11 protein-coding genes are annotated in these 12,942 nt (G+C 71.5%); 8 read left to right on the top strand and 3 right to left on the bottom strand.

Annotated features, from left to right (window positions below; all coding sequences use genetic code 11):
- The first annotated feature begins 251 nt into the window (after positions 1–251).
- Complete coding sequence (locus OG514_RS30005) at positions 252–1,616, top strand: MFS transporter (protein ID WP_266900107.1); 1,365 nt, start codon at positions 252–254, stop codon at positions 1,614–1,616.
- 192 nt (positions 1,617–1,808) lie between these two features.
- On the top strand, positions 1,809–2,348 hold the full coding sequence (locus OG514_RS30000; RefSeq protein ID WP_266900106.1) for a MarR family winged helix-turn-helix transcriptional regulator: 540 nt from the start codon (positions 1,809–1,811) through the stop codon (positions 2,346–2,348).
- A 127-nt stretch (positions 2,349–2,475) separates the two neighbouring features.
- Here OG514_RS30000 and OG514_RS29995 read toward each other — a convergent pair whose 3' ends face one another.
- From OG514_RS29995 to OG514_RS29985, 3 genes are all read right to left on the bottom strand, one after another.
- Positions 2,476–3,123 carry an alpha-ketoglutarate-dependent dioxygenase AlkB gene (locus OG514_RS29995; protein ID WP_266900105.1) on the bottom strand — a complete coding sequence of 216 codons (648 nt, stop codon included), beginning with the start codon at positions 3,121–3,123 and terminating at the stop codon, positions 2,476–2,478.
- Between the two features lie 75 nt (positions 3,124–3,198).
- On the bottom strand, positions 3,199–3,861 hold the full coding sequence (locus OG514_RS29990; protein WP_266900104.1) for an alpha/beta hydrolase: 663 nt from the start codon (positions 3,859–3,861) through the stop codon (positions 3,199–3,201).
- 67 nt (positions 3,862–3,928) lie between these two features.
- Complete coding sequence (locus tag OG514_RS29985) at positions 3,929–4,453, bottom strand: DoxX family protein (RefSeq protein ID WP_266901012.1); 525 nt, start codon at positions 4,451–4,453, stop codon at positions 3,929–3,931.
- A gap of 170 nt (positions 4,454–4,623) precedes the next feature.
- On the opposite strand from OG514_RS29985, the gene OG514_RS29980 reads away from it, so the two are divergent.
- The 6 genes from OG514_RS29980 (at position 4,624) to OG514_RS29955 (ending at position 12,941) form a co-directional block, all read left to right on the top strand.
- Complete coding sequence (locus tag OG514_RS29980; RefSeq protein ID WP_266900103.1) at positions 4,624–5,115, top strand: MarR family winged helix-turn-helix transcriptional regulator; 492 nt, start codon at positions 4,624–4,626, stop codon at positions 5,113–5,115.
- Positions 5,116–5,825: 710 nt separating this feature from the next.
- Positions 5,826–7,304 carry a sugar transferase gene (locus tag OG514_RS29975; RefSeq protein ID WP_266900102.1) on the top strand — a complete coding sequence of 493 codons (1,479 nt, stop codon included), beginning with the start codon at positions 5,826–5,828 and terminating at the stop codon, positions 7,302–7,304.
- Between the two features lie 73 nt (positions 7,305–7,377).
- The gene (locus OG514_RS29970; RefSeq protein ID WP_266900101.1) at positions 7,378–8,694 is read left to right on the top strand and encodes a nucleotide sugar dehydrogenase; all 1,317 of its coding nucleotides are present in this window, start codon (positions 7,378–7,380) and stop codon (positions 8,692–8,694) included.
- Positions 8,684–9,949: a glycosyltransferase family 4 protein gene (locus OG514_RS29965; RefSeq protein WP_266900100.1), complete on the top strand. Its 1,266-nt coding sequence runs from the start codon at positions 8,684–8,686 to the stop codon at positions 9,947–9,949. The genes OG514_RS29970 and OG514_RS29965 overlap by 11 nt, the downstream gene beginning before the upstream one ends.
- Positions 9,946–11,424, top strand: coding sequence for a Wzz/FepE/Etk N-terminal domain-containing protein (locus OG514_RS29960; RefSeq protein ID WP_266900099.1), 1,479 nt, complete (start codon positions 9,946–9,948; stop codon positions 11,422–11,424). The genes OG514_RS29965 and OG514_RS29960 overlap by 4 nt, the downstream gene beginning before the upstream one ends.
- The gene (locus tag OG514_RS29955; RefSeq protein WP_266900098.1) at positions 11,421–12,941 is read left to right on the top strand and encodes a Wzz/FepE/Etk N-terminal domain-containing protein; all 1,521 of its coding nucleotides are present in this window, start codon (positions 11,421–11,423) and stop codon (positions 12,939–12,941) included. Before OG514_RS29960 ends, OG514_RS29955 begins: the two co-directional genes overlap by 4 nt.
- The last annotated feature ends 1 nt before the right edge of the window (position 12,942 follow it).

Raw genomic sequence — 12,942 nt, 5'->3', positions numbered from 1 at the left:
GACACGGACGGAGTCCGGCGCGATCCCGAGACCGGAATCGTCGAAGCACTAGAAATCTAAGCGCTTAACTATTTCTCGACAAGCCCCCGAGTCGAGATCGTTGCCGAATCGGCCTTGAGCACGCCCTTCGCGAAGCCGATGATGGCTACCGGGCCCGCGAGACGGAGATCTCTAGGCGCTTAACCATTGACCGCTTAGATAAGGACCCCTACTGTCTCGGCAACTCCCCTGCCCGCGGAAGGACCCCCTCCATGACGACTGTGGCCGGAAAGCAAGCCCTCGGCTCCGTAGCCGCGCGACTTGAACGGCTTCCGCACTCCCGGTGGCACGTCAAAGTCCGGTTCCTGATCGGCGCCGTCACCTTCTTCGAGGCGTTCGACCAGCTCCTTGCCGCGTCCGCGCTGCCCGTCCTGATGAAGGAGTGGCACCTCACCACCGGCCAGGCCACCCTCGCCGTGACCGCCGCCTCCATCGGGATGCTGCTCGGCGCCCTGGCGGCCGGCTGGCTCGGCGACCGGATCGGGCGCGTCCGCACCGTCGCCCTGGGCGTCGGCATCACCGGCCTCGCCAGCCTCGCCGTCGCCTTCTCCGGCAGCATCGAGACCTTCTCGCTCTTCCGGTTCGTCCAGGGCCTCGGCATCGGCGGCGTCGTACCCGTCGCCGCCACGTACATCAACGAGATCGCCCGCTCCGACAAGCGCGGCCGGTTCGTCCTGCTCTACGAGATGATCTTCCCGGCCGGCCTCGCGGCGGCCACGCTGGTGGCCGTGTGGGTGGTCCCCCACTTCGGCTGGCGCGCGATGTTCGTCATCGGCACGGTCCCGGTGCTGCTCGCCGCCGCACTTCCCCGCCAGGTCGCCGAGTCCCCGCGCTGGCTGCTGTCCCGCGGACGCGTCCGGGAGGCGGAGGAGGTCATCGCGCGGATCGAGGCGGAGGTCGCCCGCTCCACCTCCGAGGCGCTGCCCGCCCCCGCCGCGGACCTCGCCGACGAGCCGACCGGGGGCCGCCTGAGCGACCTGTTCCGGGGACGCTACCTCCGGCGGACCGCGGTCGTGTCGGGTCTGTGGTTCGTCGCCTACTACGTCAACCACGGCATCTCCACCTGGCTGCCCTCGCTCTACACGAAGACCTTCGGCCTGGATCTGACCACCGCTCTCTTCTACAGCCTGCTCAGCAACGTGACCGGTCTGCTCGGCACGCTCGTCGTCGCCCTCCTGATCGACCGCATCGGCCGCAGGCCCGCCCTGGTGGGCGCGCTCGTCGGCACCGTGCTCTCGCTCGGGGTGCTCGCCCTGGCGGGCGCGACTTCGGGCGGCCAGGTGGCGCTCTTCGCCTCCTGTACGACCTTCTTCCTCTACGCGATCAACGCGGGGCTCTACCTGTACTCCCCCGAGCTCTACCCCACGTCCAACCGGGCGCGGGGCGCGGCGTTCGGCGGTGTGTGGAACCGGCTGGGTGTCATCCTCGGCCCCGTGACCGTCGGCGCGATCATCGGCGCGGGCGGCAGCCTGTCCCTGGTCTTCGCGCAGCTCGCGGTCGTGGCGGCCGTGGGTGCGGCGATCGCCTGCTTCGCCGTCGAGACCAAGGGCAGGACGCTGGAGGAGCTCAACGCCTGAGCCGGTCGGCACGGCGCGGGGGCCGGAGACGGCACGGTCGCCCGGAACGGAGAGCGGAGCGCCTGCGCGGAGCGGGCGCCCCGTAGGAAGCGGGCGCCCGGCACACAGCGGGCGCCCGCACGTTTTCACCTCAGGACTAAGATTCTCAGTGCTGTGAGAAGTCGGGGGACGAGGCAGGACGAGGGGAAGAGCATGGCTGGATCGAGGCCGTCGGACCATGACGCCGTCGCGCGCGTGATCGAGGACTGGGCGCGGGAGAGGCCCGAGCTGGACACCAGCCCGCTGGAGGTCCTCGCCCGCCTCCACCGCTCCTACCTGCGCTACAACACCCGGCTCACCGCTTCGATCGAACGCCACGGCCTGTCCGTGGCCGGCTTCGACGTCCTCACGGCGCTGCGGCGGGCGGGACACCCCCACCGGCTCACCGCCGGGCAGCTCGCCGACTCGGGCCTGGTGTCGTCGGCGGGGGTGACGCTGCGGATCGACCGCCTGGAGAAGGACGGCCTCATCGTCCGGGAACGGGACGACGACGACCGCCGGGTCGTCTACTCCCGCCTCACCGACAAGGGCCTCGCGACGGTGGACGTGGTGTTCGCCGAGCACCTCGACAACGAGCGGCGGATGCTCGGCGGGATCTCGCCCTCCGAACGCCGCCAGCTCGCCCGACTGCTGCGCAAGCTGGAGGTGTCGATCGTCGCCTCCGACGAGAATCCGGCCGACACCACCGCGTAGGAGGACGGGCCGATCGGGAGCCTCTGATCGGCCCGTGCGCCGGGCTCGACGGACTCCGCACACACGCCGGGGTCAGCGGAATCCGCACACGAGCCGGGCTCGGCGGGCTCCACGCACGCGCCAAGGGTCAGCGGACTCCGCGCGGGCGGAACTGGACGCTGATGCGGGGCCCGACCGCGCGGCTCGTCTTGGGGACGGCATGGTCCCAGGTGCGCTGGCAGGATCCACCCATCACCACGAGGTCGCCGTGGCCGAGCGGGAGGCGCAGAGCCGTGGGGCCGCCGGAGCGCGGGCGGAAGGCGAGGTCGCGGGGGTCGCCGAGGGAGACGATCGCGACCATCGTGTCGTGGGCGGCGGAGCGGCCGGTGCGGTCGCCGTGCCAGGCCACGCTGTCCCGGCCGTCACGGTAGAGACAGAGGCCGGCGGAGACGAAGGGTTCGCCGAGTTCGGGGCGGTAGTGGGAGCCGAGGGTCCGCCTCGCCTCGGTGAGGGCGGGGTGCGGGAGGGGGACGCCCTCGCCGTAGTGGGCCAGGAGCCGGGGCACGGCGACCACGGTGTCGTACATCGACCGCTCCTCGGCCCGCCAGGGCACCCCGTCGACCAGCTCCTCGAACAGTGCGTCGGAGCCGTGCAGCCAGCCGGAGAGGTGGTCGACCCAGGCACCGCCGTCCAGCACCGTCCGCCTGAGGCCGTCCAATGGGGCGAACCGGATGTCGTCGCCCTGGTCGAAGAGGGAGCCCTGGAGTCCGGGCAGGGCGGGTCGCGCTGCGCTCATGGGTCCAGCGTAACCAATAACCGAACACATGAGCGAACTAAATCGCCGCGACCCACCCCTGAGGACCGACACCGTTCAGGACGCGGCAGCGCCACCCGGGGCGCGCGGGGGCACGGCCGCCAGGAAGTCGTGGATGTCCCGGAGCTCCTGGACGGAGGCGCCGTGCCCCATGCCCGGATAGATCCGCTCGCGCAGCTCGGCTCCGGACCGCTCCCGCAGCCACGTACCGGTACGTGCGACCAGATCGGCGGGGATCACCGCGTCCGCGGTGTCGCGCCCCCAGAAGAGCGGGAGTCCGGCGAGCCGGCCGGCCTCCTCGGACAGACCGGCGTCCCAGGGCAGGGTGCCGGACAGCAGCACCGCGGCGGAGAAGCGTCGGGGTTCGGCCAGGACGAGGCCGCCCGCCATGGCCATTCCACCAGAGAAGCCGAACACGGCCACGGAGGAGTGCCGCGCCTCCACCGTGTCCAGCCAGCCGAAGAGCCAGTCGGACGTCTCGGCGAGGGAGTCCGGCAGCGGGCGTCCGATACCGCGGTTGGCGAACCAGGCGTAGCCGCCGCCCTCCGGGATGGGCGCCCTGACGGAGGCGACGGTCGTCCCGGACGGGAGGTGCGGGGCAAGGCCGGTGAAGGACCGTTCGTCGGCGCCCCGGCCGTGCAGGGCGACGACCAGCGGAGTGCCGGTGCGCTCCCCCTCGTCGGCCGACCAACGAATGACAGGGACAGGCTGGTTGGGCATGCTCGGTTCCTTTCTGCTCTGCGGGGCGGGGGCTCGGTGCGGATCGCCGGCGACCCGGAGGCGGTCGTCAGCCGCGCACCAGCAGGACGACGCCGGCCACGACCGCCCCGAGCACCACGGCGAGCACGCCGTGGGCGAGGCGGTGCGAGCGGAGCACGGGCAGGAAGCGGTCGACGGCGTAGCGGCCGGGCCCGGTCAGGGCGAGCACGGCGGCGGCCACGGCCAGGAGCAGCTCGTACTCCACTCCCTGAGGGGCGAAGAAGGAGAAGCCCGCGTCCGTCTTGACCGCCAGGGCGTTGACCAGGGTGCCGACGAGGCCGGCGGCCACCAGCGGGGTGAGCAGACCCAGGGCGAGACCGAGTCCGCCCAGGGTCTCGGTGAGTCCGGCCACGACGGCCATCGCCTTCCCCGCGGGGTAGCCGACCGAGGTGAAGAACTGCGCGGTGCCCTCGACGCCGCCGCCACCGAACCACCCGAACAGCTTCTGGCTGCCGTGGACGGCCATGGTGAGGCCGAGGGCCACGCGCAGGACCAGGAGTCCGATGTCGTACGCGTGCGGGGACGGCACTGCGGCAGTGGGGGTGCGGTCGATCGCGGGGGAAGTCACGGGGTGGTTCCTTCGTGTCGAGAGGCGGGTGGTGTGCGTCATGGGGTCCGCCCCGGTTCGCTACGACCACACGGAAAGACAGGTAGTTCAAATTTGAACCGGCCACCGACTGTACACAGTGATTCGAATTTGAACAACCGAGGTAGAGTGGCCCCATGGACGAACCGCGCTGGCTGAACCAGGCCGAGATGCGCGCCTGGCAGGGCTTCCTCGTGGCGAGCAGCCTGATGTCGCGCCGCGTCGAGCAGCAGCTCAAGAGCGACGAGGGCCTCTCCCACCCCCAGTACGAGGTGCTCGTACGGCTGGCGGCGACACCCGACGGCGAGCTGCGCATGACGGAGCTCGCCGATGCCGTGCTCACCTCCAAGAGCGGCCTCACCTACCAGATCACCCAGCTGGAGAAGGCCGGCCTGGTGCGCCGCCGCACCTGCCCCACGGACGTCCGTGGCACTTTCGCCGTACTGACGGAGGAGGGGCGCCAGGCCCTCCACCACGCCGCCCCCGGGCACGTCGCCCTCGTCCGCGAGCTGTTCGTCGACGCCCTCGACCCCGAGCAGATCGCCCTGCTCGCCGACGCCCTGGAGACCGTGGGACACCGACTGCGCGGGGACGACCGGTCAACCTCCGGAGACCGCCCCGCGCGGTGACGGACACGCCCTGGAGCAGCCGGGGATGGGCGCATCGTGCGCCGAAGTCCCGCAATCGACGCACCGGCTCCAGCCCGGCAGGTTAAAGAACAAGCCAAGCTCAGCCAGGCCAACAGCGTTGGGATGAGCCGGAGTCAGCGATTCCGGCAGCCCCGCGAACTGCCGTCACCACAGGTCACGACGCATGTCTCCGCTGTAAGGGCTCCACCGGGCGGTCACCCTTCGGTGGATCAACCTTCAAAGGTTCAGCACAAATTGTGCACATCCCTCTTCAGAGGGTCTCCGATGCTCTAGATTGACCGTGCTTCACAAGCTCGGACACCAGGCGACAAATGATGATCTTTCGATCCAGTGCTGTGGACGGCCAGCAGTAACGTCCCCGGCGCCAGACGTGGGGGTGATCGATTCTTGGAGCCCGACAAGGGACCTTGGGTGCGGGGAGCACCCGAGATTCCGACGGGTTCCGGCACACCTCGTAACTCTGGCAGGACTCACGAGTCCGCCGTCGCCTGAGTGAGGGTGTTCATGTAGCGCTGTAACGGCCGATAAGTCATGCACGGGTGGGCGTGTGCCTCCCGGAGACAGGAACAGCGCGGCACGCAGGGGCGGGGGCCCCTGAGGGGAGGAACAGCGCGGGGGGCGGGGGCCTCCCGGGGGGAGGAACCGTGTGGAGCCAACACGTCGAGACCACTGGCGCCCTGGGGGGGTCCGTGCAGCAGGGGGAATTAGTCAGCCCGTTTCCATCGACGCGCGGGCGTCTGGAGAACGGGCCGTTCAGCCGGGCCACCATCGACTGGGAGCAGCGGTACCGCCGGGCCGTGATCACCAGCGACATCGTGGTCACCGCCGTCGTCGTGGCGGCCATCGGCAGCTTCTTCGGGGTCCGGGACGCGGCCAACTGGCATGAGAAGTGGAGGATTCTCGCCTTCGGCACCGAACTTCTGGTGCTGGGAGCGCTTGCGGTGAGCCGGTCGTGGGCTCCGGCCGTACTCGGCCAGGGCGCCGAGGAGTTCCGCCGGCTCGGACGCTCACTCTGTACGGCAGCCGTCGTACTGGCGCTCCTCGGGATCGCCCTCACCTCGCGCAACATCAAACTCTGGATCTTCGTCGCGATCCCGGTGATCGCCCTCGTCACCATGACCGAGCGATATCTGCTGCGCCTCTGGCTGCACAAGCAGCGGAAGGAAGGACGGTGCCTGCGCCCGGTACTCGCCGCCGGCAGCCCGGCCACCGTGCGCGACCTGATCACCCGCACCCGCAAGTTCCCGCACCTCGGCTGGCGGGTGGAGGCGGTGTGCACGGCGGACAGTCCCGGGCCCGACGGCGACCAGGTGGACGGGGTGCCGGTCGTCGGCCGACTGGCCGACGTCGCGGGCCACGTCCGCCACAACGGCTACCGTGTCGTCGCGGTCACACCGGACCCGCACTGGTCACCGGACCGGCTGCAGCGGCTGGCCTGGAACCTCGAAGGCAGCGACGCCGAGATGGTCGTGGCCCCCGTGCTGATGGAGGTGGCCGGCCCGCGACTGCACGTCGACGCGGTGCTCGGGATCCCCCTGCTGCGGGTCAGCATGCCGACCTTCACCGGGGGCCGCCGGGCGGTCAAAGAGGTCGTCGACCGGATGGGCGCGGCGGTCCTGTTGATGCTGCTCGCGCCGCTGATGCTCCTCGTCGGGCTGCTCGTGCTGGTGGACAGCCGGGGCGGGGCGGTCTACCGCCAGCGCAGGGTCGGCAAGGACGGCCGCGAGTTCACCATTCTCAAGTTCCGCACCATGGTCGTCGGGGCCGACGCGGCACGGGCCGAGCTGGCCCACCGCAACGAGGGCGCCGGCCTGCTGTTCAAGCTCCGCCGGGATCCACGGGTGACCCGGGTCGGAGCGGTGCTGCGCCGGTACTCGCTCGACGAGCTCCCGCAGCTGTTCAACGTACTCACCGGCTCGATGTCGCTGGTCGGTCCGCGGCCTCCGTTGCCGGAGGAGTCCGCCGCGTACGGCCCGGACATCCGACGGCGGCTGCTCGTCAAGCCCGGTCTCACCGGCCTGTGGCAGATCAGCGGACGCAGCGACCTGCCGTGGGACGAGGCGGTGCGGCTGGACCTGCGGTACGTGGAGGACTGGTCGCTCGCGCTGGACGCGGTGATCCTTTGGAAGACGCTGCGTGCGGTGTTCTACGGGCAGGGGGCCTACTGATGCGCGGGGGGCGTCGTCAGGTCGGCTCAGGAACGGCAGGCCACAAGGGCCTGCCCTGGGGGAGGAACGGGTCATGAGAGTCAGCGTCTTCGGGCTCGGCTACGTGGGCTGCGTGTCGGCCGCGTGCCTGGCCAGCCTCGGTCACGAGGTCATCGGGGTGGACGTGAACCAGGTGAAGGTCGACCTGGTCAACGACGGCAAGGCGCCGGTGGTCGAGGAGCGGATCGGCGAGCTCATCGCCGAGGTCGTGCGGACCGGAGCGTTACGCGCCACCACCGACGTCCACGAGGCGATCACGGACAGCGAGGTGTCGCTCATCTGCGTGGGCACACCGTCGGAGCCCAACGGCAGCCTGTGCACCACGTACTTGGAGCGGGTCACCGAGGAGATCGGTGCCGCGGTGGCCGAGCGGGGCGGGCGGCAGACCATCGTGTTCCGCAGCACCATGCTCCCGGGCACCTGCCTGAACCTGCTGGTACCGATCCTGGAGAAGTACGTCGGAGGCACGGCCGGGGTGGACTTCGGGGTCGCGGTCAACCCGGAGTTCCTGCGCGAGGGCACCAGCGTGCTGGACTTCTTCGACCCGCCCAAGACCGTCATCGGCGAGCTCGACCCGGCAAGCGGCGACGTGGTGGCGGCGCTGTACGACGGATTGCCCGGCGAGGTGTTCCGGGTGCCGGTCCCGACGGCCGAGGCGATCAAGTACGCGGACAACGCCTTCCACGGCCTCAAGATCGGCTTCGCGAACGAGCTGGGCGCGGTGTGCCGGGCGCTCGGGGTGGACTCGCACCAGGTGATCGACGTGTTCCTGGCCGACCGCAAGCTGAACATCAGTCCCGCCTACCTGCGGCCCGGCTTCGCCTTCGGTGGCTCCTGCCTGCCCAAGGACCTGCGCAGCCTGGTCCACGCGGCGCAGCGGGCCGACGTCTCGGTGCCCATCCTCGCCCATGTGCTCCCCTCCAACTCCGATCATCTGCAGCGCGCGGTGGAGCTGGTCGAGCGCACCGGCAAGCGCCGGGTGGGCCTCTTCGGTCTGTCGTTCAAGCCCGGCACCGACGACCTTCGCGAGAGCCCGCTCGTCGAGCTGGCGGAGAGGCTCTTCGGCAAGGGGTACGACCTGCGGATCTACGACCCCAACGTGAACCTCTCCCGGCTGCTCGGCGCGAACCGCGAGTACATCGAGACCCGGCTGCCGCACCTCGCGCAGCTGCTCTCGGACTCTGTCGCGGAGGTGCTCGACCATGCCGAGGTGTGCCTGGTCGGGACCAGGGATCCGGCCGTGCTCTCGGCGCTGCCCCATGGCGACGGCCCGGTGATCGTCGACCTCATCCACCTTCCCGACGCCGACGCGCGCCGGGCCGAACCGGGGTACGTGGGCCTTGCTTGGTGATGCGACCAGTGGCGACGGGCCGGCCCGGCGCGCGCTGATCCTGGTGGAGAACCTGTCGGTGCCGTTCGACCGGCGGGTGTGGCAGGAGTGCACGACGCTGCGCGACGCGGGCTGGGAGGTGCACGTCATCTGTCCCCGGGGGGAGAAGCGGGACACGGAACCGGAGGCGGTGATCGACGGGGTGCGGATCCACCGCTACCCGTTGCGCGCGGCCACCGGAGGGCCGGCCGGCTACCTGCGGGAGTACGGATCGGCGTTGTGGCACACGATCCGGCTGGCCCGCGAGGTCGGCCCGGTCGACGTGGTCCACGCCTGCAATCCGCCGGACCTGCTGTTCCTGCCGGCCCGGTGGCTGAAGCGGCGCGGGGCGCGGTTCGTCTTCGACCAGCACGACCTGGTGCCCGAGCTGTACCTCTCGCGGTTCGACCGCGGCGAGGACCTGCTCTACCGCGCCGTGTGCGCGCTGGAACGGATGACCTACCGGGCCGCGGACGTCGTGCTCGCCACGAACGAGAGCTACCGGGACGTCGCGCTGCGCCGCGGCGGGCGGCGGCCGGAGGACGTCTTCGTGGTGCGCAGCGCCCCCGACATCGAGCGGTTCCACCCGGTGCCGCCGGAGCCGGAGCTGAAGCGCGGCAAGCCTCATCTGCTGTGCTACCTCGGTGTCATGGGGCCGCAGGACGGCGTCGACTACGCCCTGCGGGCCCTCGCGAAGCTGCGCGACGAGCTCGGGCGGACCGACTGGCACGCGGTGTTCGTCGGCGCCGGCGACGCCTTCGACGCGATGGTCGAGCTGTCCCGACAGCTCGGGCTCTCGGAGCAGGTGCAGTTCACCGGACGCATTCCCGATGCGGACCTGGTGCGCTACCTGTCCACCGCGGACGTGTGCCTCTCCCCCGACCCGCGCAATCCGCTCAACGACGTGTCGACGATGAACAAGGTCCTGGAATACATGGTGATGGGCCGGCCGATCGTCTCGTTCGACCTCCGGGAGGCGCGCGTCTCCGCCGGTGAAGCCGCCGTCTACGCGCCCGCCAACGACGAGGCCGAGTTCGCCCGGCTCATCGCGCTGCTCCTCGACGATCCGGAGGAGCGGGCCCGGATGGGCAAGACCGGCCAGGAGCGCATCAGCGGACAGCTCTCCTGGCGGCACTCGCAGCAATCACTGCTCGCCGCCTACGCCGCCGCCTGCCGTGACCGCACTCCCGTGTCGTCGGCCGGCCAGGGCCGGGCAGGGAGAAGGCCGCGCCGTTGAGCGACGACACCATACGTCTGGTCACGATCGGGCGGATCATCCGTCGGCGCCGACGGCTTCTCGTCATCCTCGTGGTGGTGGGTGCGCTCGTCGGCTACGGCACCTCGCTGCTGCTTCCACCGCGGTACACGACGTCGGCGTCGGTACTGCTGCCGGGGGCGTGGGAGGAGCGCGAGCTGCTGACCCAGGCGGAGATCGCGACCACGTCGGTGGTGGTGGACCGCGCGGCCGCCGCTCTGGGCTGGCCCGGGGTCAGTGGCAACGAGCTGCGGGAGCAGCTGAGTGCCAAGGCCGCGGACGGGAACATCATCAAGATCTCGGGCACGGCGGACACCCCGGCGCGCGCCCAGCGCCTCGCCGACCAGGTGGCCGAGGAGTTCGTCGCCTTCGCCGCGCAGATCTCGGGCGACAGCACCGACCCCGAAGCGGCCGGGCAGCCCGAGGCGCTGCGGCAGCTGGTGGAGCGGACCAGCCGCCGCATCACCGAGCTGGCCGACGAGGCCGGGTCGGGGAAGAGCGTCGAGAGCGTGCAGACCCGCACCGAGCTCGCGAAGCTGCGGACCGCGCTGCAGGAGGCCGTGGACAAGCTGGACAAGGCCGAGCCGGCCGACGGAAGGGCGAGCATGGTCGTGCTGGGGCCGGCGGCCCGGCCGACCGGTGAGGCGCCGCCGACGAGGACGCAGCTCGTCGTCGCCGGAGCGCTGCTGTCCTTCCTGCTCGCGGTCCTCGGTCATCTCGCGGCCGCGCGAGTGAGCCGCCGGCTGCGCACCGAGCCGGAGATCACCGCGGCGCTGGGCTCCACGCTGCTCGGCACCGTCGACGTTCCCGCGCAGCGGCCTGAGCACCGGCCCGGGGGGCGTGGCCCGCGGGCCCGGATCCGCCGGCTGCTCGGCGTCGACGTCCGGTGGGACATACCGACCCCGCAGCGCTCCGGTGACGAGGCCAGCAGGCAGATCCGCTACCGGCGGGTGTACGCCCGACTCCGGGACCGACTGCCCTCCTCCCGAGAGCTGTTGGTCGTGGTTCCGGACGGCGACGAGGTCGCCCGCCGGGCCGCCGATCAGCTCGTCACCGAGGCCGGGAGCGCTCCTTCCCCGAACTCTTCGAGCGGGGTTCACCCGCTGCTGCGGGTGGTGGAGGTATCGGTGTCCCGGCCGATGGTGCCGGACCCCGACGACGAGTCCGGTGCCGTGGTCGTGCTCAGCGCGGGCAGCTGGACCGCCGGGGAGCTCGCCGGCATCGCCGAGGCGTGTACCGACGCCCGGCACGAGGTCGTCGGCATCGTCCTGGCCGGCACGGTCTGGGCCCGTCCGACACGCCCGGCCGCGCATGCTCGGCAAGCCGCCACAGCGAACCGCACGCCGGACGACACCACTCCGACGCTCGTGGCGGACGACCCTTCGCCGACGCTCGTGGCGGACGACACCACACCGGCGCTCGCAAGGGGCGACGACGCGCCAGGAGGTAAAGGGTGACGACGCGTACGACGTCGGAGCCGTCGGCCACCGCTCCGCTGCTCGACCTGCAGTCGCTGGTGGTGGCGGTACGGAGACGGCGCCGCCTCTGGTCCGCGATGGCAGTGCTCGGCCTGGTCGGCGGCACGGCGATGGCGGTCCTGCTGCCCCCGCCGCCGACCGCGGTGACCAAGGTGCTGGTCGCGCATCAGGAGGACCAGCCGAACGATCCCGGAACGCTGATCCGCACCGACGCCGCGCTGCTGCACACCACCCGGATCGCCGGCAGCGCCCTGCGGTCCCTCAAGTCCCCGGAGAAGCCGGAGGACTTCATGAAGGAGTACGAAGGTGTCGGCTTGACCAACAACCTGCTGCAGATCGATGTGACAGGTGACAGCGACGCGGAGGCGGTGGCCCGCGCCAAGGCGCTGGCCGACGCGTTCGTCGCAGACCACGTCAGGCGGATACGGGAAGCGGCGGACGCCGAGGCCAAGGCCCTGCTCGACCAGCGTGACCGGCTGCGGGACGACCTCGCCGAGGTCAACAGGGCGATCGGGGAAGGGCCGTCCGAGAACGGTCCGAAGGCATCGGCGAACATGGAATCGCTCTTCGCCCGCCGCGCCGAACTCACCTCGCAGATATCCGACTTCGGCCAGCGCGCCGCCGAGGCGCGCATCGGCACGCCTCACCTCGTCGCCCGCACCCAGATCGTGGACGCCCCGCGCACGGTGCGGCACTCCCTGCCCAAGGCCGCGGCCATCAACGGCGGGATCGGGATCGCCCTCGGCCTTGCCCTCGGACTCGCGGTGGCCGCGGTCGGCGCGGTAGTGGCGGACCGCCCGGTGCTGCGCCGGGACATCGCGGCGAACCTCGGCGCCTCGGTCATCGCCGAGCTGCCGCGCGGGACGGGCGGGTGGTGGCGGCGCCGACGGACCCGGGCGGCACGGGCGAGGCTCGCCTCGTCCCTGGCCCGCACCGTGCGCGGCTCCGCGGAACCGATGTCGCTGCTGGAACTGGGCAGTGAGCACAGCACGAGCATGATCGCCCTGGACCTCGCCGGAGCGCTGGCGGAGGAGGGGCCCGTGGTGATCGTCGACGGTCTCCCCGGACTGCGGCTCGCCGACCGCCGCCCGAAGCCGGGCGATCCGACCGTGATCAGCGGAGACGCCGCCGCGGCCGTCCCGTATCAGGAGCGCCGGATCGGCGTCGGCTCGGTGGCGCCCGGCGCGGCGTGGACCGACCTGCACCACCTCGGCACCCGGACGGTGCTCGTCGTACAGGCCGGGCACGGCAGCACCGCGTGGCTGCACACCGTGGCGCGGCAACTCGCGGACCAGCGCATCGCGGTGATCGGTGTGGTGCTGATCGACCCCGATCCGCGTGACCGGACCGACGGCACGCTGTGGACCGGGGCGCCCGCCTCGCCGCGCGGCCGCAGCGAGGGGCCGGCCCGGCGGAACGGGACGGGACGGCGGGGAACGGAGCGGGTGCCGATGTGGGCGTCACAGGTCCCGGACAGCGACCAGGACGGGCGGTAGG

The sequence above is a fragment of the Streptomyces sp. NBC_00572 genome, from assembly GCF_026341815.1.
Classification (GTDB): Bacteria; Actinomycetota; Actinomycetes; order Streptomycetales; family Streptomycetaceae; genus Streptomyces.
The sequence above is the reverse complement of the archived record's forward strand: the minus strand, read 5'-3'. Positions and strand labels throughout refer to the sequence as shown.

Bases quoted from the DNA above. Each gene is read 5' to 3' on its own strand.
- OG514_RS29980 (WP_266900103.1), top strand. From the start codon at position 4,624: ATGGACGAACCGCGCTGGCTGAACCAGGCCGAGATGCGCGCCTGGCAG.
- OG514_RS29970 (WP_266900101.1), top strand. From the start codon at position 7,378: ATGAGAGTCAGCGTCTTCGGGCTCGGCTACGTGGGCTGCGTGTCGGCC.
- OG514_RS29995 (WP_266900105.1), bottom strand. From the start codon at position 3,123: ATGAGCGCAGCGCGACCCGCCCTGCCCGGACTCCAGGGCTCCCTCTTC.
- OG514_RS30005 (WP_266900107.1), top strand. From the start codon at position 252: ATGACGACTGTGGCCGGAAAGCAAGCCCTCGGCTCCGTAGCCGCGCGA.
- OG514_RS30000 (WP_266900106.1), top strand. From the start codon at position 1,809: ATGGCTGGATCGAGGCCGTCGGACCATGACGCCGTCGCGCGCGTGATC.
- OG514_RS29990 (WP_266900104.1), bottom strand. From the start codon at position 3,861: ATGCCCAACCAGCCTGTCCCTGTCATTCGTTGGTCGGCCGACGAGGGG.